Raw genomic sequence first — 17,802 nt, 5'->3', positions numbered from 1 at the left:
AAAGAGTACTTTCAATACATGGCCGATCACCGCACCGCTCCCGCAGCCGCTCCGCCCTGGCCGGTCCGCGACGTCACGGACCCGCGGGAGCTGCGCGCCCTCGCCCACCCGCTGCGGTTCGCCCTGATCGACCTGCTCCAGGAGGGGCCGCTCACCGCCACGCAGTGCGCCGAGCGCCTGGGCGAGTCGCCCGCGAGCTGCTCGTACCACCTGCGCCAGCTCGCGCGGTACGGGCACGTGCGGCCCGCCGGCGGTGGCCAGGGGCGCGAGCGCCCCTGGCGGGTGCGCGAGGAGGGGATCCGCTGGGACGAGTCCAGCCCGTCGGGCCGCGCCGCGGGGCGGGCGCTCGGCGACGCCGTCGACGAGTTCCGGTTCGAGTCCTGGCGCCGCTACCGCGCGGGGGACGCGGCCGAGCCGCAGGAGTGGCGTCGCGCGGCCGGGTCGACCGACATCGTCGCCTGGCTCACCCCCGTCGAGCTGAACGAGCTCGAGCAGACGCTCTACGACTTCTTCGCCCGGTTCCGGGACCGCGCCGAGGACGCCGGTGCGCGTCCGGACACGGCGCGACTTGTCCGGTTCTTCGCCTACGCCTATCCGGGGGGCGCGGGCGGCCCGGCATTCGGCGAGACGCCATGAGCGGCGGTAGACGTCAGCACACCGGTCCGTACGACGGGCCGCCCGTGGGGCCGCGCGACGGGACGCTCCTGCGCGCCCGGCGCCGCTTCGTCGTCCTGACGGCGCTGCGCTGGTTCCCGACCGGCGTCGTCGTGCCGGTCATGGTGCTCCTCATGCGCGAGCGCGGCCTCGACCTCGCGACCGTCGGCCTGCTCGGGGCGCTCTACAGCATCGTCACGGTCGCTCTGGAGCTGCCGACCGGAGGGCTCGCGGACGTGGTCGGGCGGCGGCCCGTGCTGGCCGCGTCCTCGGCCATGACGCTGGTCGCCCTCCTGCTGCTGGCCTCGGGGACGACGGCGCTCGCGCTCGGCGTCGCCTACGCGGTCTTCGGCGCCGCCCGAGCGCTGGACTCGGGTCCGCTGCAGGCCTGGTACGTCGACGCGGTGCACGCCGTCGACCCGCACGCGGACCTCAAGCCGGGGCTCTCCCGGGCTTCGGCCGCCGAGGCTCTGGGCCTGGGTGTCGGCGCGCTCGCGGGTGGCGGGATCGTCGCGGTCTCGCCCCTGCCCACCCACGGTGCCGCGCTCATCGCCCTCTCGACCCCGTTCCTCCTGGCCGCGGTCTTCGGCGTGGTGCACCTCGTCGTGCTGCTCCTGTGGGTGACGGACCCGCCGCGCGAGCGGCGCCCGAGCCTGCGCGACGTCGTCGCGGACGTCCCGCGGACCGTCGCGCACGGCGCCGCGATCGCCGTGCGCCGCCCCGTGCTGCGGCGGATCGTCGCCTTCACGGTGGCGTTCGGCGTCGCCCTGGCGTCGGTCGAGCTGCTGGCGCCGAACTCGTTCGCCGCCATGCTCGGCGGGGAGTCCGCGGCCGCCGCGCCCTACGCCGTCCTGGTGACGCTCGGCTTCTTCGGCTCCGCCGCCGGCGCAGCGCTGGCGCCGGGGGTCGCCCGCCTCGCGCGCGGGTCGTCGCGGGGCATCCTCCTGACGGCAGTCCTGTCCGCCGGGGCGCTCGCGGCGGTGGGGGTGCCCGTGCTCGGCGTCGCGGCCGCTGCCTTCGTGGCCTTCTACCTGTTCCTGGGCATGGGCGGTCCGCTGCTCGACGAGCTGACGCACGAGGCGGTGGCGTCACGCGAGCGCGCCACCATCCTGTCCGTGAACTCCATGGCCCTCCAGCTCGGGGGCGTCGGGGCGAGCCTCGGCATCGGCGCGCTGGCGGGGTCGACGTCCGTCGCCGTGGGGCTCGCCGCGGCCGCGGCGGTCCTCGTGCTGGGGTCGCTCGCGATGGTCGGGCTCCGGGTCTCGGGGCCCGCTCAGGCGCCGCCGCCCGCCGCGGGGGAACCCTGCTCGTCCAGCAGCCGCACGAGCCGCGGTCCGCAGACCTCGCGGTAGCTCGCGTCCACGAGCTCGGCGAGCTCCTGCGGGTCGGTCGGCGGGCCGTCGAGGTCAAGGCCGGCCCAGCCGTGCGGACCGAGGTAGGCGGGGTGGAAGAACCGCGGGTCCTGCGCGAGCGCCTCACGGTCCTCCGCCGGAACCTTGACGAGCAGCGCGCGCGGGTGGCGCTCCATCGGCCCGCCCGGGACGGCGTTCTTCACGGAGCCGCCGTAGACCGCGAACATCGCACGGGAGTGGAAGCAGGGGCGCCCGTGGGCGATCTTCTCGTACGCCTCGGGGAACGCCAGGCACAGCTCCCGCACGCGCGCGAGCAGCGGGTCGTCGTCGTCGAACATCTGCGGGTGCACCACCGCGTCCCCTCTCTCGGTCCTGCCGGGCCCGTACCACCGCCGAGCGCGTCATCCGTGGGTCCGCAGACCGTTCTCGGCCGACGGATGACGCGCTCGGCGGTGGGGGACCGGCCGCGTCAGACCGTCAGCACGACCTTGCCGCGGGTGTGGCCCTCCTGGACGAGGGCGAGCGCCGCGGCCGCCTCCGTGAGCGGGAAGCGCTCGGCGATCTCGGCGGCCAGGCGGCCGGACTCCGCGAGCGCCACGACCTCTGCCAGGGCGCCCTTCTGGTCCCGCTTGACCGCGATGCCCGCCTCCTGCGCCGCGTCGCTGTGCGCGACGGCGACGGCGCGGGAGACGTCGTCGAGCAGCGCGACCGTCGCGGCGACGGACTCGGCCGTCCCCGCGGCGTCGACGACGGCCGTCACCCCGCCGAGACCGCGGACCGCCTCGACCAGCCCGTCCCCGTACGCCACCGGCTGCGCGCCGAGCCCGCGCAGGTAGTCGTGATTCGCCTCCGAGGCCGTGCCGACCACCTGCGCGCCCAGCGCGAGGGCGATCTGCACCGCGGCGGAGCCGACGCCGCCGGACGCGCCGTGCACCAGCACGGTGTCCTGCGGCCCGACGTCGACCTGCACCAGCGCCGAGAACGCGCTCGCCGCCGCGACCGGGAGGACCGCGGCCTGCGCCCACGTGAGGGCGGCGGGCTTGGGCACGGTGTGCGCCGCGTCGACCGCGGCGTGCTCGCGCTGCGCGCCGTCCCCGTGCCAGATCACCTCGTCGCCCACCTCGGGCGACTCGACGCCCTCGCCGACGGCGGTGACGACGCCGGCGGCCTCGAACCCGAGGGTCGCGGGCAGCTCCCGCTCCCCGAACGCGCCCGCGAGCACCTTCCAGTCGGCCGGGTTCACGCCGACGGCGCGGTTGGCGACGACGACCTGCCCGGGGCCGGGCTCGGGGACGTCCTCCTGCTCGACCTGCAGGACGTCCGGCCCGCCGAACGCGGCATAGGTGATCACGGTGCTCATGCCGCTACCTTTCCACCCTCCGACCTGCGCCGACACCCGGGCGTCGGGTGAGAGCGGTCGCGGATGATGCGCGGCCCGCCCGGTGTTGACCTCGTGTGCCCGCATCCTTCGTGCCCGACGACGTCCCCGACCGCCTCCGCGCGGCCCGCGCCGAGGCCGTCGCCCGCGCCGCGGGCCTGCGCGCCGACGTCACCGACATGGTCGATGCGGCCCGGGGCTCGAACGCGGACGACGAGCACGACCCCGACGGCGCGACGATCGCCTTCGAGCGCGCGCAGGCCGAGACCCTGGCCCGCGCGGCGACGGCGCGGGTGGCCGAGATCGACGCCGCGCTCGCGCGGCAGGCAGACGGCGCGTTCGGGGTGTGCGAGGCCTGCGGCGCCGAGATCCCCGCGGCGCGGCTCACGGCGCGACCGACGGCGCGCCGCTGCGTCGGCTGCGCCGCCTGACCCGGCGGCCTAGGCTGGCCGCGGTCATCGCAGAACCGCTCACCGCAGGTCCGGGCACCGCCGCCCCCGCACAAGGAGTCCCATGCGCACGTCGCCGCATCGCCGCCGCGCCCTCGCCGCCCTGAGCACGCTCTCGTTCGCGGGACTGCTCCTGCTGGGTGCCGCGGGGCCGGCCGAGGCCCACGGGCAGCTGGTCTCCACGGACCCGGGGGAGGGCGACGTGCTCGACGTGGCGCCGACGGACGTCACGCTCACCTTCGACGAGGACATGCTCGACGTCTCGCCGACGGTCGTCGTCGAGGGTCCCGACGGCGAGGTGACGGCGGGCGACGCCACGGTCGACGGCCGCGACGTCGTGCAGACGCTGCGGCCGAACCTGCCCGGCGGCGACTACACGGTCGACTGGCGCATCGCGTCCGCCGACGGCCACCCGGTCGACGGGACGTTCGCCTTCACGATCGCCCTCGCGACGAGCGCCCCGACCGAGTCCGTCGGGGCGGTGGCCGAGCCCTCCGACGGCGCGGGCGGGGCGTCGGGCGGCGGATCGGCGGACGACGGCGCCGACCCGTCGGCCTCGGCGGGCGCCGGCGAGGCCGCGAGCGACGGCGACGGCGCGGGCGACCCGTCCGCCGCCGGGGACAACGGGCTCGTCGCGACCCGAGACCCGTCGTCGGGCACCGCCCAGGACGCGGCCGACGCCGCCGACGACGACGCGGCCGGCTCGCCCGTCCCGCTGGTGCTCGCGGTCGTGGTCGGGCTCGCGGTGGTGGGCGCCGTCGTCGTGCTGCTGGTGCGGCGCTCGCGGGGCGGTGCGCTCGGCGCGCCGAGCCCGACGTCCGGCGGCGGCGCCGACGGCACGGACGAGCGCCCCGACGGCCCGGACAGCGCGCGGTAGGCGTGCGCCCTGCGCCCCGGAAGCTCCGAGCGGGCGCCCAGCCGGTGCCCAGACAGCAGATCTATGCTGGGGGCAACGACGAACCGTCTGCGCGTCCGTCGTCCGGGACCCCCGCCGCTCGAGCCTCGCTCCGCGGTGCGTGCGCGTCGGACGTCTGCGGCCCCGCACAGCCCCACGCGCAACGCCAGGGGCGGACCCGTCGGGTGTCGGTGCACTGCACCGGCGCTGTATTCAACGAAGGTAGATGTCATGCCGCTTCCCGTCAGCCCTGAGGTCCTCGTCGTGCTCGGCACGCGGCCCGAGGCGATCAAGCTCTCGCCGCTCATCCAGCAGCTGCAGGAGCACCCCCGCCTGCGGCCCGTCGTCGTCTCGACCGGTCAGCACCAGGAGCTCGTGGACTACGCGCTCGCGGCCACCGGCTGCGAGATCGCCGCGAACCTGCACGTCGCACGGCCGAACCTCACCCTGAACGAGCTCTCGTCGAGCGTGGTCTCCGGTCTCGACGCGTTCGTCAACGGCCGCTACGGACCGCCGCCGAAGGCGATCCGCGGCCAGGTCCGCGACCACTACCCGGCGATGTGCATCGTGCACGGGGACACCTCCAGCGCGGCGGCGGCGGCCCTCACCGCGTTCCACCTGCGCATCCCCGTGCTGCACGTGGAGGCCGGCCTGCGCACCGGGACCACGCTGTCGCCGTTCCCGGAGGAGCTCAACCGCCAGCTCATCGGCCGGATCGCGTCCTTCCACCTGGCGCCGACCCGCGCCAACGTGCAGAACCTCGTGCGCGAGGGCGTGGACATCGGCCGCACGTACGTCACCGGCAACACCGGGATCGACGCGCTGCAGAACGCCGCGGCCCGCGAGGAGCCGTACGGCCGCCCCGAGCTCGCGTGGCTCGAGGACGACACGACGACCCGCGTGGTCACCGTCACCGCCCACCGCCGCGAGAACTGGGCCGAGGGCATCGCCGGGGTCGCCTCGGCCGTGCACCGCCTCGCGAACGCGTACCCCGACGTGCGGTTCGTCGTCCCGGTCCACCCGAACCCCGTCGTCGCGCAGGTGATGCGCGACGAGCTCTCCGCGGTGCCCACGGTGACCCTCACGGAGCCGATGGAGTACCGCCCGTTCGCCCGCCTGCTGGCCCGCTCGTACCTCGTGATCACCGACTCCGGCGGCATCCAGGAGGAGGCGCCCGCGTTCGGCGTGCCCGTGCTGGTCGCGCGGACGACGACGGAGCGCGGCGAGGGCGTCGAGGCCGGCACCCTCGAGCTCGTGGGCATCGACCCGGAGCGGATCGTCGCCTCCGCGTCGCGCATCCTCGACGACCAGGAGGCCCGCGACGCGTTCTCCCGCCAGCCGAACCCGTACGGCGACGGGCATGCGTCCGAGCGCATCGTCGACGCGATCGAGCACCTCGTGTTCAACAGCCCGGTGCCGCGCAGCGAGGGACCCGGCTTCATCCGCGCGGACGTCCTGGAGTGGGCGGGCTTCCGCCGCACCGACGCCATCGACGGCCCCACCTACGTCCGCGAGGGCGTGCGCACCGACCACGCCGTGCACGACATCGAGGGCATGCCGATCGTGCCGAACACCGCGGAGACCGCGGACGCCCCGCACGGGGCTGCGGAGGCGCGATGACCCTCGCCGCGGGCGCGTCCGCCACGGCGGGCCCCTGGTGGGACCCCTACCGGGGGATGCCGGTCGCCGTGCAGGTGCTCATGTGGTTCCTGCTCGCGCTCACGGTCGTCACGGTCGTGATGATCGTGTGGCTCGTGGTGCGCGCCTGGCTGGAGCGCCGCCGCCAGCGCGAGGCGGTCGAGGTCGCCCACGAGGGGGAGTACCTGTGGGTCTTCGTGGTCCCCGCCCTCAACGAGGAGGTGACGATCGCCGACAGCGTGAGCCGCCTCGTGGCCGTCGAGGCCACCCACAAGGTGATCGTCGTCATCGACGACGGGTCCGACGACGGCACGCCCGAGGTCCTCGCCCGCCTGCAGGCGCAGGTCCCCGAGCTGCAGGTGCTGCGCCGCGAGCTGCCGAACGCGCGCGTCGGCAAGTCCGCCGGCCTCGACGACGCGTGGGACTTCGTGCACTCCCGCGTCCTGGCGGGGAGGTACGCCGGGTGGCCGACGACGCAGGTCGTCGTGGGCGTCGTCGACGCGGACGGGCGCATCCCGCCCGACGCGCCGCACAACCTCGCGGGCGCGTTCACCGACGAGCGGGTCGGCGGCGTGCAGGCGCTGGTCCGCATCTACAACCGCCGCCACTACCTGACCTGGGGCCAGGACGTGGAGTTCGGCGTGATGGCCTACGTCTACCAGCTCGGCCGCTCCGCCTGGGGCACGGCGAACATGGGCGGCAACGGGCAGTACATCCGGCTCGCCGCCCTCGACGACGTCGTCGCCACGGACAAGCTGCCCCTCGGCGTCGAGCGAGGGCCCTGGCGGGACCGGCTCACGGAGGACCAGGACATCGGCGTGCGCCTGATCCACGCGGGGTGGCGGGGCCGGCAGACGGTGCTGACCAGCGTCGACCAGCAGGGCGTGACCCAGCTGCGCCGCCTGTTCAAGCAGCGGGTCCGCTGGGCGCAGGGCAACTGGCAGGCGTTCGGGCTGCTGCGCCCGGCGCTGCGCGCGCCCGTGTCGATCGGCGCGAAGCTCGACCACCTCGTCTACCTGGTGATGCCGCTGCTGCAGATGCTCATGGGCGCCGGGCTGGTGCTGTCCCTGTGCTTCTGGCTGTTCGGCGACGTGTCGTTCGTGTCCGGGTGGTGGCCCTCGCTCGTGTTCTTCGGCACGCTGACGATCGTGCCGAGCTTCCTGACGCTGCTGATGACCTCGGAGCCCGGGCGGCACCGCTTCATGCGCTCCATCTTCGGCCTCTTCCCCTACATGCTCTACACCTGGGTGCTGTGGCCGGTCGTCGCCGTCTCTCTCCTGCGCGAGCTCACGGGGCGGCGGGGGTGGACCAAGACCGACCGCGAGCCGCTCGACGCGAACCTGCCCGACGAGACGCCCGACGACGAGGGCGGCCCGGGTGCCGACGGCGCGGCGGGCGCGCAGGGCGCCGGCGCTACGATGCCGCGGTGACCGACTACACCGTCCGACCCGTCCGTGCCGACGAGTGGCGCCAGGTGCGCGCGCTGCGCCTGGAGGCCCTCCAGGACGAGGCCGCCCCGCTCGCCTTCCTGGAGTCGTACGAGCAGGGGCTCGCGCACCCCGACGCCTTCTGGCGCGACCGCGCCGCGGGCTCGTCCGCCGATGCCGGGCCCGACGCCGCGTCGCGCCAGCTCGTCGCTGTGGCCGGCGGCGCGGACGGCGGGGAGGCGACCGGGACCTGGGTGGGCACCGTCGTCGTCCTCGTGGAGACCGTGGGGGGCCGCGACTTCGAGGGCCGCACGATCGAGCGGGCGGCGGGGCACGTCGTCGGCGTCTACGTGGCACCCGGGCACCGCGGTGCCGGCGTGATCGACCGCCTGCTCGCCGAGGCGCTGGCCTGGGCGGAGACCCGCGGCCTGGACCGGGCCCGCCTGTACGTCCACGCGGACAACCCGCGTGCCCAGGGCGCCTACCGCCGCGCCGGGTTCGCCCCGACGGGCACGACCGTCGACGGCAGCATCGGGCCCGAGATCGAGATGGCCCGCGCGCTCTGAGGCCCCCGGCGCCCGGCGAGTTGTCCTCTGAGGGCGTAAATCACGCCCGAACCGCGCCGAAACCCTGTGTTCAGGCCGAATCTCGCCGGGAACCGTGCCACAGTTGTGCCGACGCACGAGGGCATCCGCCCACGACAGCGTGATCGAGAGAGGAACCCCATGGCGCTCAACAAGTCCGATCTGGTCTCCGCCATCGCCGAGAAGGCGGAGCTGACGAAGGCCGACGCCGAGAAGGCCGTCAACGCTCTCCAGGACGTCCTGGTCGAGTCGCTCGGCAAGGGCGAGGCGGTCAAGGTCACCGGCCTGCTGTCCGTCGAGCGTGTCGAGCGTGCCGCTCGCACCGGCCGCAACCCCCGCACCGGCGAGGAGATCGCCATCCCCGCGGGCTTCGGCGTGAAGGTCAGCGCGGGCTCCGTGCTGAAGAAGGCCGTCCAGAAGTGACGTCCGCGGTGCGCTGACGCGCGCCGCCGTACCGGGACCCGGGAGCGCTCGTCGCCCCCGGGTCCCGTCGTGTCTGCAGGTGTGGCACCGTCGGAGGATGGCCACCACGACAAGCACCCGCGTCCTGCTCGCCTCGCGTCCCCACGGGCGACCGACCGCCGAGAACTTCCGCGTCGAGAGCGTCGAGCTCTCGCCCCTCGCCGACGGCGAGGTCCGCGTCGTCAACGACTTCTGCTCCGTCGACCCGTACATGCGCGGGCGGATGAACGACGTCAAGTCCTACGTCCCGCCCTTCGGCCTGGACGAGCCGCTCACGGGCGGCGCCGTCGGGCACGTCGTCGAGTCCCGCGCCGACGCCCTGTCGGTGGGCGACGTCGTCCTGCACCAGCTGGGCTGGCGCGACGTCGCGCAGGCGCCCGCGGACCAGTTCCGGACGGTCGAGGAGGTGCCGGGCGTCCCGCTCTCGGCCCACCTGGGCATCCTCGGCATGACGGGGCTGACCGCGTGGGTCGGGCTCCGCGTGATCGCGGGCCTGCGCGAGGGCGACGTGGTGTTCGTCTCGGGCGCCGCCGGGGCCGTGGGCAGCGCCGCGGGCCAGATCGCCCGGCTCCTCGGCGCGAGCCGCGTCGTCGGGAGCGCCGGCTCGCCCGAGAAGGTGGAGCGCCTCACGTCCCGCTACGGGTTCGACGCCGGGCTCGACTACAAGGCGGCCCCCGTGCGCGAGCAGCTGCCGGCGCTCGTCCCGGACGGGGTGGACGTCTACTTCGACAACGTCGGCGGCGAGCACCTCGAGGCCGCGCTCGACGTGCTGAGCACCGACGGGCGCGCCGCGCTGTGCGGGGCGATCGCGCAGTACAACGACACCAAGCGTGCTCCCGGACCGGACAACCTGTCGAACGTCGTCACCAAGAGCCTGACGCTGAAGGGCTTCACGCTGCCGGCGTACCTGGACCACGCGGCCGAGTTCGCCGCGGCGATGGGCCCGTGGCTCGCCGCGGGCGACGTGATGCACGACGAGACGGTCGTCGACGCGCGGGACGACGTCGGCGCCTTCGTGGACGCGTTCCTCGGGCTCTTCGACGGCGACAACACGGGCAAGATGGTGGTCCGCACGGCGTGAGGCCGACGACGGCGCCCCCTCGCCGCGTGCTGCTGCTCGGCGGGGGCGCCGGCACGGGCAAGTCGACGGTCGCCGCGGCCCTCGCCGCCCGGTCCGGCGCGCGGCGGCTCGAGCTCGACGACGTCTGGCAGGCGATGCTCGCGGCCGCGCCGGCCGGGAGCCCCGAGCGGGACGTGCTCGACGTCGACGGGATGCTGCGTGCACGGGGGCGCGGTCCGGACGAGCAGCTGGCGCGGCACGTCGCGGCGTCGGGGCTGGTCTGCGCCCGGCTCGGCGCGGTCGTCGGGGACGTGCTCGCGGAGGACGACCGGGACCTCGTGGTCGACGGCGCCTGGCTTCTGCCGTCCGCCGTCGCGGGGCTCGTGGAGCGCGGGGCGCCGGCCGGGGCGAGGGTGCGGGCCGTCGTCGTCCACGAGCCCGACGACGAGGCCCTGGCGGGGGCCATGTCGGTCCGGCGCGGCGGCGCGCGGGTCGAGGCGTGGCACGCCGACAGCGCGCGGCTGGCCGCGGCGTACGGCGCGTGGGTCGCGGCGGAGGCGCGGGAGTGCGGTGTGCCGGTCGTGGCGGCGCGCCCGTGGGCGACGGCGCCGGACCGCGTCCTCTCCGCGGGTTGTCAGACTCCGGCCCCGCCATAGCGGAGCGAGGGTCTGACAGGTGCGACGCGCCGCGGGTTGTCAGACTCCGGCCCCGCCATAGCGGAGCGAGGGTCTGACAGGTTGGACGCGCGCGACGGCTGCGCACCGGGCCTCGGCCCGTGCCGAGGTCGATGCCGCGGCGCGAGTTCGATGCCGGCGGGGTCGACCTCGCGCGTGCGGGTCGAACTCACGGAGGAGCGGGCCGAGGCGGCGGGAGGCACGAGAGCCAGGCGGCTACAGGTCGCCCTTGCGCTGCAGGTAGCGCATCGCGACCCAGCCGAACGGGATGCGGCCCCAGTACGTCGCGACGCGGAAGACGGCCGTGACGGCGGTCGCGACGCCCAGCGGGATGCCGGCCGCGGTCAGGCCCGTGGTGAGCGCGAACTCGATCGCGCCGATGCCGCCCGGGACCGGCACCGCGGCACCGGCGGCGTTGCCGACGAGGTAGATCAGCGAGGCGTCGATCAGCGTGAGGTGCTGGCCGAACGCGACCAGCGCGGCGTCGAACGCGAGCACGTAGCTGAGCGTGAGGATGACGTTGCCGGCGACGCCGAGCGCGAGGCGCCACGGCTGGCCGAGGATCGCGCTGAGCCGCGGCCACACCTGCTGCAGCGTCGGGCGGATCCGCTTCATCGCCCAGTCGCGCACCTTCGGCACGAGCATCACGGCGACCACCGCGAGGAGCACGGCGCCGATCACCACGAGCACGGTGCCCGAGGGCAGCTGGACGAGGCCGCCCTCGCCCGTGAACACCGACAGGACGAGCAGGAGCAGGATCGTCACCACGAACTGCGAGACCTGCACGACGGCGACCGTCGCGACCGCGAGCGGCGTCTTGACCTTGCGGCGGGTGAGCATCTGCAGGTTCAGGGCGGCCGCGCCGACGCCGGCGGGAGCCGCGAGGGCGACGAAGGACCCGGCCGCCTGGGTGTAGATGGCCCGCGACCACGGCAGCTTCACGGGCGAGAACGCGATGAAGCTCATCGCCGAGCCGATCCACGTGAAGAGCCCGAGGCCGAACGCCGCGAGCGCCCACCAGGGGTTCGCCTGCGAGAGCGCCTCGGTGATCTCGTCGAGGCGGATCGAGCCGAGCACCACGAACGCCGCGACGATGCCGAGCGTGAACATGATGACCGTGCGGGCGCCGAACCGGGTGATCCGCTCCGGCTCCACGACGGCCTCGGGGAGCCGGTCGACGAGGGCCGCGCGCAGGTCCGCGAGGAGGTCCTTGTTCTTGCGGATCTCGTCGCGCGTGGAGCGGGGCAGGGCGATCGGCTGCAGCAGGGGGCCGATCGCGGCCATGTCCTCGTCGGGCAGCACCTCGACGGCGGACGCGACCGCGCGCTCGGCGCCGACGCGCAGCGCGAGCAGCGCCACCATCTGGGTGATGTCCATGCGCCGCGCGAGGTCGGACGACGCGATGTCGCCCTGGGACCACGCGGTCAGCCAGACCTCGGGTCGCCCCTCGGGGTGCGGGTTGACGAGCATGACGTCGGAGGTCAGGGCGCGGTGCGCGAGGCCCGCGGAGTGGGCCGTGCGGATCTGCCGCCAGGCCTCGCCGAGCACCTCGTCGGTGAGCTGCTCCGGTGGCAGGTCTCGCAGCGAGACGGCGCCGCGCGCGTGCTCCTGGACGAGCACCATCGAGTCGTCGGCCTCGCCGATGCCGAGCAGGCGGGGGGTCCGGACCCCGGCGGAGGTCGCGGCGTAGGACAGCAGCGCGTCGCGCTCGGCGACGGCGCGCAGCGAGATCGCGGCACGCCCGCCGATGCCGCGCAGCCGCAGCGTGCGCCACAGCCGGGTGAGGAAACCGACGACCTGGCGGTCGCCGTCGAGGACGACGACGTCGCGCCGCACCCCGAAGCGCGTGAACAGCGCGTAGACGCGGGTGTCGCCGGAGCGGGTCAGTGCCACGGCCGAGGGGTCGGACGACGTGGTGTCGCCCGGGTCGTCGCGGCGGTCCTCGGGCAGCAGGTCGGGGTCGAGGGAGGCGTCCTCCGTCAGCGTGAGCGGGTGCTCCTCGCCGTCGCGCGCGACGGGCTCGACGTGGCGGCGGTCCATCTCCTCGCCGTGCTGGTCGATGCGCACGACGATGTCCGTCTCCGCCTCGTGGCGGTCGGCGTCCGAGCGCAGGTCCCGGACGCGGACGACGGCCGACGGCGTGAAGCCGGCCCGGCGGACGGCCTCGGCGAGCGCGGACCCGTAGGCCCGCTCGGAGCGGACCCCCGAGGCGTAGCGCACGCCGAAGCCGACGACGCGCCCGAGCAGCAGGGCGACGAACACGCCGGGCAGGGAGAGCAGGCTGGTGATGACGAGCACGAGCAGCGTGAGCGCCAGCAGGTTCCACGACCAGGCGACGCTGCGACGACGGGTGCGGGGCCCGGCGACGGTGAGCAGCGCGGAGAGCGCCACGGCGTACAGCGGGATGCTGATGTGCGCGTCGGCGCCCGAGCCCACCGTCAGGTCGGCGATCAGCCCGGGGCTTCCCCAGGACTCGATCGCCCACAGGACCGCGGCGCCGACGCCGAAGCTCACCGTCGCGGCGACGATCGACTCGACGACCTGCCGGCCGAGGCGGCGGACGCCGAGCTCGATGAGCACGGCGGTGGGGCACAGCAGGATGACGACGAGCTGCAGCACGGCCACGGGGAAGACGAGCAGCCGGCCCAGCAGGTCGGAGAAGCCGCGCACGTCCTGGGTGACGCCCGCGGTCGTGCCGTGGGCGAAGACGGTGAGCAGGAGGACGGCGACGATGCCCAGGGCCGCGACGGCGAGCGCCAGGGCGTCCGACGGGTTGCGTACCCGCTGCTCGTCGCTGTCGACCACGCGGGTGCGCGCCTCGCGGGGCTCGCGGGGCTCCGGCTCCGGCGCGGGGTCCGGGGACCGCTCCGAGATCGCGACCGATGTGGGTGATTCGGGCGCTTCGTCCGCTGTGACGGGGGTGTGCGGGTCTGCGGCTCCGGGCACGCCGGCATCCGTCCCACGCGAAGGCATGGGGAGATTCTAGGTGCGCCGCCGCGCCGGTGCGTCACCGGGACGTCCGGCACGCCGGTGCGGGCCGGTGCGGAGCGGGACGACGAGGGGCGACGAGGCCCCGGACCTGCGACGATGAGCCGCACGGGGCCGAGGCGCCGACGGGCGGGGCGACGACGACCAGACGGTCGGACGAGCAGACGACGAGCAGACGACGAGCACAGGTGGTGGACGCCATGGCGCGGACCGAGAGCAGCGGCACGACCGGCGTCGGCGGCGACCCGGTGACGAAGGAGCCCAAGGAGCCCCGGGCCTTCCGCAAGGTCTGGTGGATCCCGGTGCTGCGCGGCGTGCTCCTGGTGGTGCTGGGCGTGGTCCTGCTGCTCGAGCCGCTGCAGACCATCGAGCGCGTCCCCTGGATCTTCGGCGGGTTCCTCGTGGTCGACGCCGTCCTGCTCGCCGTCCAGGGCCTCGTCCAGCGCAAGCAGATCGGGTCCGTGTGGTGGCTCGTCCAGGCGGTCGTCAACCTCGCGTTCGGCGCGACGGTCGTGCTCTGGCCGGACATCACGCCGACGGCGCTCTACTACGTGCTCGTCGTCTGGGCCCTCGTGCTCGGGGTGACGTCGATCGTCGGCGCGGCGTTCCTCTCGCGCAACCGTGACCTGGCGGCGTCGTGGATGCTCGTCTTCGGCATCGTCTCGGTGCTGTTCGCCCTGACGCTGCTCACGCAGAACTTCGGCGAGCAGGGCCTGGCGTACGTCTGCGTGGTCTTCAGCCTCTATGCCGTGGTGATCGGGGCGATCCTCGTGGTCTCCGGCTTCGCGGTGCGCTCCGTCGCCCGCGAGCTGCGCGGGCTGCGGGAGCAGGCCGTCGCGGCGGGTGTCGTGGTCACCGGGGGGTCGGTGCTCGGCGGTGCCGCCGCCGCGCCGACCGTCGTCCCGCCGCGCGCCGAGCCCACGGTGCCGGACGAGACCACGGTGCCCGACGAGCCCGTCGTCCCCACCGATCCCACGGAGCCGACGGCGCCCGCGGTGCCCGACGAGCCCGCCGTGCCCGACGAGCCGGCCGTCCCCGCCGTCCCCGACGAGCCGGCCGTCCCCGCCGACCCGACCGCGCCGCCGTCCGGCCCGGACGTCCCGCCGACCGACCCGACCGACCCGCCGGCGGGCCGCGTGCCGTGGCACGGCCGTCCCACGGAGTGACCAAGACAACTACCCGGGACGTTACGACCCGGTAACGCTTGCGCCGCTCCGCCTCGAGATTGTGGTCCGCGTAACAGTGGGCGCGCTCCGCTGTGCTAAGAAGCACTCACCCCGCAGGAGCGGGCGCGGGCACGGACGCCGACTCGGCGGGCCCGGATCGATGGAGCGTGCCGGCGTCGACAGGTGCCGGCCGACTCGAGGAGAGGTGGACCGAATGGTCTCGGTGACCAGGAGCGGACGGCGGTTCGCCGCCGCGACGGCGGGTGCGGCGGCGCTCGCGCTCGTGCTGACCGCGTGCGGCGGCGGCAGCGACGACGAGGGCTCGTCGGACGGCGGGTCCTCGGGCGCGCCCATCACGATCGGCACGACCGACAAGATCACCTCGCTGGACCCCGCCGGCTCGTACGACAACGGCTCGTTCGCGGTGATGAACCAGGTCTACCCGTTCCTGATGAACACCCCGTACGGCAGCCCCGACGTCGAGCCCGACATCGCGGAGTCCGCGGAGTTCACCTCGCCGACCGAGTACACGGTCAAGCTCAAGGCCGGCCTGAAGTGGGCGAACGGCAACGCGCTGACGTCGTCGGACGTGAAGTTCTCCTTCGACCGCATGGTCAAGATCAACGACCCGAACGGTCCCGCGTCGCTGCTGTACAACCTCGACAGCACCGAGGCGCCGGACGACACCACCGTCGTCTTCCACCTCAAGAGCGCCGACGACCAGGTCTTCCCGCAGATCCTGTCGAGCCCGGTCGGCCCGATCGTCGACGAGGACGTCTTCTCGCCCGACGCGGTCACCCCCGACCAGGAGATCGTCGACGGCGACGCGTTCGCCGGCCAGTACGCGATCACGAGCTACAAGCAGAACGACCTCATCGCCTACGAGGCGTACCCCGGGTACAAGGGCCTGCTCGGCGCGCCGAAGACCGACAAGGTCAACGTCAAGTACTACGACGAGGCGTCGAACCTCAAGCTCGACACCCAGGAGGGCAACGTCGACGTCGCGTTCCGCAGCCTCTCGTCGACGGACATCGACGACCTGCGCGGCAACGACAAGGTCAAGGTCGTCGAGGGCCCCGGCGGCGAGACCCGCTACATCACGTTCAACTTCGACACCCAGCCGTTCGGGGCCAAGACGGACGACGCCGACCCGGCGAAGGCCCTCGCGGTCCGCCAGGCCGTCGCCGACCTCATCGACCGCGACGAGATCGCCGACCAGGTCTACAAGGGCACCTACACGCCCCTGTACTCCTTCGTCCCCGAGGGCCTGACGGGCGCCACCGAGCCGCTGAAGACGATGTACGGCGACGGCCAGGGCAAGCCCGACGCGGACAAGGCGAAGTCCACGCTCGCGGACGCCGGCGTCACGAGCCCGGTCACCCTCGACCTGCAGTACTCGAACGACCACTACGGCCCGTCGTCGGCCGACGAGTACGCCCTGATCAAGGACCAGCTCGAGAAGAGCGGCCTGTTCAAGGTCAACCTGCAGACGACCGAGTGGGTCCAGTACTCCAAGGACCGCACGGCCGACGTCTACCCCGCCTACCAGCTCGGCTGGTTCCCGGACTACTCGGACGCCGACAACTACCTGACGCCGTTCTTCCTCAAGGAGAACTTCCTGGCGAACCACTACGACAACAAGGCCGTCAACGACGAGATCCTCCAGCAGGCCGTCACGAAGGACCCGGACGCCAGGACGAAGCTCATCGAGAAGATCCAGGACGACGTCGCCGCCGACCTCTCGACCGTGCCGTACCTGCAGGGTGCGCAGGTCGCCGTCGTCGGCAAGGACGTCGAGGGGGCGAAGGACACCCTCGACGCGTCCTTCAAGTTCCGCTACGCCGCCCTCAGCAAGGGCTGACCAGCCCGAGCCGGCGCCCGGACGGCCCGCCCCTGCCCGGGGCGGGCCGTCCGGGCGTGACGGCGGCCCCAGCGGACCGCGGGGGCCGCGCACCACCGGAAGGACCCCATGAGCACAGCACCATCGACCGAGGCGCCCGGCACGCCGGCACCGACCGCGACCGCCGTCGCACCGCGCCGCTCCGGCGGGGGAGGCGGGCTCGGGCGCTACATCGTCGTCCGCTTCCTGCTGATCATCCCCACGATCTTCATCCTCGTGACCACCGTCTTCGTGGTGATGCGCGCGACCGGCGACCCCATCACGGCGGCGCTCGGCGGGCGGCTGACGCCCGACCAGCTCCAGCAGCGCATCCACGAGGCCGGCTACGACCGGCCGATCCTCGTGCAGTACGTCGAGTACCTCGGCGACCTGCTGCACGGCGACTTCGGCACCACGCTCAGCGACAACCGCCCCGTGACCGAGGTCCTGACGACGTTCGGCACCGCGACGCTCGAGCTCGCCGTCTACGCGCTGATCGTCGCGTTCCTCGTCGGCATCCCGTTCGGCCTCCTCGCGGCCTCGCGCCGCGACCGCCTGCCCGACGCCGTCCTGCGCGTCTTCGCGATCCTCTGCTACGCGACCCCCGTCTTCTTCGCCGGTCTGCTGCTCAAGCTGGTGTTCTCCGTGAGCCTCGGATGGTTCCCCGTCGCGGGGCGCGCCTCGACGGGAACGGAGATCGAGCTCCAGACGCTCGACAACCCCTCCGGCTTCTACCTGATCGACGCGTTCCGCACGGGCGACCCCGACGCGGTCGGGGACGTGCTCATGCACGCCGTCCTGCCCGCCGTCGCGCTCGGGCTGCTCACCGCGGGCGTGTTCCTGCGGCTGGTGCGGACGAACGTCATCGGCACGCTCTCGACCGGCTACGTCACCGCGGCGCGCTCGCGCGGTGTGCGCGAGGGGCGGCTGCTGCGCAAGCACGCGTGGCGCCCCGCGCTGATCCCGATCATCACCGTGATCGGCCTGCAGGTCGCGCTCCTGCTCTCCGGCGCCGTGCTGACCGAGACCACCTTCGAGTGGAAGGGGCTCGGCTTCCAGCTCGCGCACTACCTGCAGGCGCGGGACTTCGTCGCCGTGCAGGGCATCGTCGTGCTCATCGCGGTGGTGGTGGCCCTGACGAACTTCGTCGTCGACGTCATCGCCGCGCTCATCGACCCGAGGGTGAGGTACTGACC

General features: G+C 74.2%; 16 protein-coding genes. 13 read left to right on the top strand and 3 right to left on the bottom strand.

What is annotated here, in order from left to right; all coding sequences use genetic code 11:
- Positions 1–18: 18 nt before the first annotated feature.
- Both EDF32_RS00815 and EDF32_RS00810 read left to right on the top strand, forming a co-directional pair.
- The gene (locus EDF32_RS00815; RefSeq protein WP_123306648.1) at positions 19–636 is read left to right on the top strand and encodes a transcriptional regulator; all 618 of its coding nucleotides are present in this window, start codon (positions 19–21) and stop codon (positions 634–636) included.
- Complete coding sequence (locus tag EDF32_RS00810; protein ID WP_123306647.1) at positions 633–2,006, top strand: MFS transporter; 1,374 nt, start codon at positions 633–635, stop codon at positions 2,004–2,006. The genes EDF32_RS00815 and EDF32_RS00810 overlap by 4 nt, the downstream gene beginning before the upstream one ends.
- On the opposite strand, the gene EDF32_RS00805 is transcribed toward EDF32_RS00810, so the two are convergent.
- Positions 1,928–2,359, bottom strand: coding sequence for an MmcQ/YjbR family DNA-binding protein (locus EDF32_RS00805; RefSeq protein WP_123306646.1), 432 nt, complete (start codon positions 2,357–2,359; stop codon positions 1,928–1,930). The two genes, EDF32_RS00810 and EDF32_RS00805, sit on opposite strands and share 79 nt — an antisense overlap.
- A gap of 116 nt (positions 2,360–2,475) precedes the next feature.
- Positions 2,476–3,366 carry an NADP-dependent oxidoreductase gene (locus tag EDF32_RS00800; RefSeq protein ID WP_123306645.1) on the bottom strand — a complete coding sequence of 297 codons (891 nt, stop codon included), beginning with the start codon at positions 3,364–3,366 and terminating at the stop codon, positions 2,476–2,478.
- A 95-nt stretch (positions 3,367–3,461) separates the two neighbouring features.
- Between EDF32_RS00800 and EDF32_RS00795 the strand changes: the two genes are divergently transcribed.
- The 8 genes from EDF32_RS00795 (at position 3,462) to EDF32_RS00760 (ending at position 10,555) form a co-directional block, all read left to right on the top strand.
- Positions 3,462–3,815, top strand: coding sequence for a TraR/DksA family transcriptional regulator (locus EDF32_RS00795; RefSeq protein WP_233565596.1), 354 nt, complete (start codon positions 3,462–3,464; stop codon positions 3,813–3,815).
- A gap of 82 nt (positions 3,816–3,897) precedes the next feature.
- A complete protein-coding gene (locus EDF32_RS00790; RefSeq protein ID WP_123306644.1) occupies positions 3,898–4,710 on the top strand; it encodes a copper resistance CopC family protein in 813 nt (270 codons plus the stop codon).
- A gap of 249 nt (positions 4,711–4,959) precedes the next feature.
- Positions 4,960–6,348, top strand: coding sequence for a non-hydrolyzing UDP-N-acetylglucosamine 2-epimerase (gene wecB, locus EDF32_RS00785; RefSeq protein ID WP_158614034.1), 1,389 nt, complete (start codon positions 4,960–4,962; stop codon positions 6,346–6,348).
- Positions 6,345–7,796, top strand: coding sequence for a glycosyltransferase (locus EDF32_RS00780; RefSeq protein ID WP_123306642.1), 1,452 nt, complete (start codon positions 6,345–6,347; stop codon positions 7,794–7,796). Before wecB ends, EDF32_RS00780 begins: the two co-directional genes overlap by 4 nt.
- Positions 7,793–8,359, top strand: coding sequence for a GNAT family N-acetyltransferase (locus EDF32_RS00775; protein WP_123306641.1), 567 nt, complete (start codon positions 7,793–7,795; stop codon positions 8,357–8,359). The genes EDF32_RS00780 and EDF32_RS00775 overlap by 4 nt, the downstream gene beginning before the upstream one ends.
- A gap of 159 nt (positions 8,360–8,518) precedes the next feature.
- A complete protein-coding gene (locus EDF32_RS00770) occupies positions 8,519–8,800 on the top strand; it encodes an HU family DNA-binding protein (protein ID WP_123306640.1) in 282 nt (93 codons plus the stop codon).
- Positions 8,801–8,897: 97 nt separating this feature from the next.
- On the top strand, positions 8,898–9,920 hold the full coding sequence (locus EDF32_RS00765) for an NADP-dependent oxidoreductase (RefSeq protein ID WP_123306639.1): 1,023 nt from the start codon (positions 8,898–8,900) through the stop codon (positions 9,918–9,920).
- Positions 9,917–10,555, top strand: coding sequence for an AAA family ATPase (locus EDF32_RS00760; RefSeq protein WP_148061542.1), 639 nt, complete (start codon positions 9,917–9,919; stop codon positions 10,553–10,555). The genes EDF32_RS00765 and EDF32_RS00760 overlap by 4 nt, the downstream gene beginning before the upstream one ends.
- Positions 10,556–10,789: 234 nt before the next feature.
- Here the strand turns inward: EDF32_RS00760 and EDF32_RS00755 are convergent, their stop codons facing one another.
- Positions 10,790–13,378: a flippase-like domain-containing protein gene (locus EDF32_RS00755; protein ID WP_233565595.1), complete on the bottom strand. Its 2,589-nt coding sequence runs from the start codon at positions 13,376–13,378 to the stop codon at positions 10,790–10,792.
- Positions 13,379–13,761: 383 nt separating this feature from the next.
- Between EDF32_RS00755 and EDF32_RS00750 the strand changes: the two genes are divergently transcribed.
- From EDF32_RS00750 to EDF32_RS00740, 3 genes are all read left to right on the top strand, one after another.
- On the top strand, positions 13,762–14,727 hold the full coding sequence (locus EDF32_RS00750; RefSeq protein WP_158614033.1) for a DUF308 domain-containing protein: 966 nt from the start codon (positions 13,762–13,764) through the stop codon (positions 14,725–14,727).
- Between the two features lie 214 nt (positions 14,728–14,941).
- Entirely contained in the window at positions 14,942–16,588 is a 1,647-nt protein-coding gene (locus EDF32_RS00745) for an ABC transporter substrate-binding protein (RefSeq protein WP_123306635.1), read from the top strand.
- Positions 16,589–16,696: 108 nt separating this feature from the next.
- Complete coding sequence (locus EDF32_RS00740) at positions 16,697–17,800, top strand: ABC transporter permease (protein ID WP_123306634.1); 1,104 nt, start codon at positions 16,697–16,699, stop codon at positions 17,798–17,800.
- Positions 17,801–17,802: the final 2 nt, after the last annotated feature.

The sequence above is a fragment of the Cellulomonas sp. PhB143 genome (genome assembly GCF_003752595.1).
Taxonomy (GTDB): Bacteria; Actinomycetota; Actinomycetes; order Actinomycetales; family Cellulomonadaceae; genus Paraoerskovia.
Note: the sequence above shows the minus strand (reverse complement) of the source record. Positions and strands in the feature narration are given on the sequence as shown.

Coding starts and splice junctions, on each gene's coding strand:
- EDF32_RS00815 (WP_123306648.1), top strand. CDS start 19: ATGGCCGATCACCGCACCGCTCCCGCAGCCGCTCCGCCCTGGCCGGTC.
- EDF32_RS00810 (WP_123306647.1), top strand. CDS start 633: ATGAGCGGCGGTAGACGTCAGCACACCGGTCCGTACGACGGGCCGCCC.
- EDF32_RS00800 (WP_123306645.1), bottom strand. CDS start 3,366: ATGAGCACCGTGATCACCTATGCCGCGTTCGGCGGGCCGGACGTCCTG.
- EDF32_RS00790 (WP_123306644.1), top strand. CDS start 3,898: ATGCGCACGTCGCCGCATCGCCGCCGCGCCCTCGCCGCCCTGAGCACG.
- wecB (WP_158614034.1), top strand. CDS start 4,960: ATGCCGCTTCCCGTCAGCCCTGAGGTCCTCGTCGTGCTCGGCACGCGG.
- EDF32_RS00780 (WP_123306642.1), top strand. CDS start 6,345: ATGACCCTCGCCGCGGGCGCGTCCGCCACGGCGGGCCCCTGGTGGGAC.
- EDF32_RS00770 (WP_123306640.1), top strand. CDS start 8,519: ATGGCGCTCAACAAGTCCGATCTGGTCTCCGCCATCGCCGAGAAGGCG.
- EDF32_RS00765 (WP_123306639.1), top strand. CDS start 8,898: ATGGCCACCACGACAAGCACCCGCGTCCTGCTCGCCTCGCGTCCCCAC.
- EDF32_RS00750 (WP_158614033.1), top strand. CDS start 13,762: ATGGCGCGGACCGAGAGCAGCGGCACGACCGGCGTCGGCGGCGACCCG.
- EDF32_RS00745 (WP_123306635.1), top strand. CDS start 14,942: ATGGTCTCGGTGACCAGGAGCGGACGGCGGTTCGCCGCCGCGACGGCG.
- EDF32_RS00740 (WP_123306634.1), top strand. CDS start 16,697: ATGAGCACAGCACCATCGACCGAGGCGCCCGGCACGCCGGCACCGACC.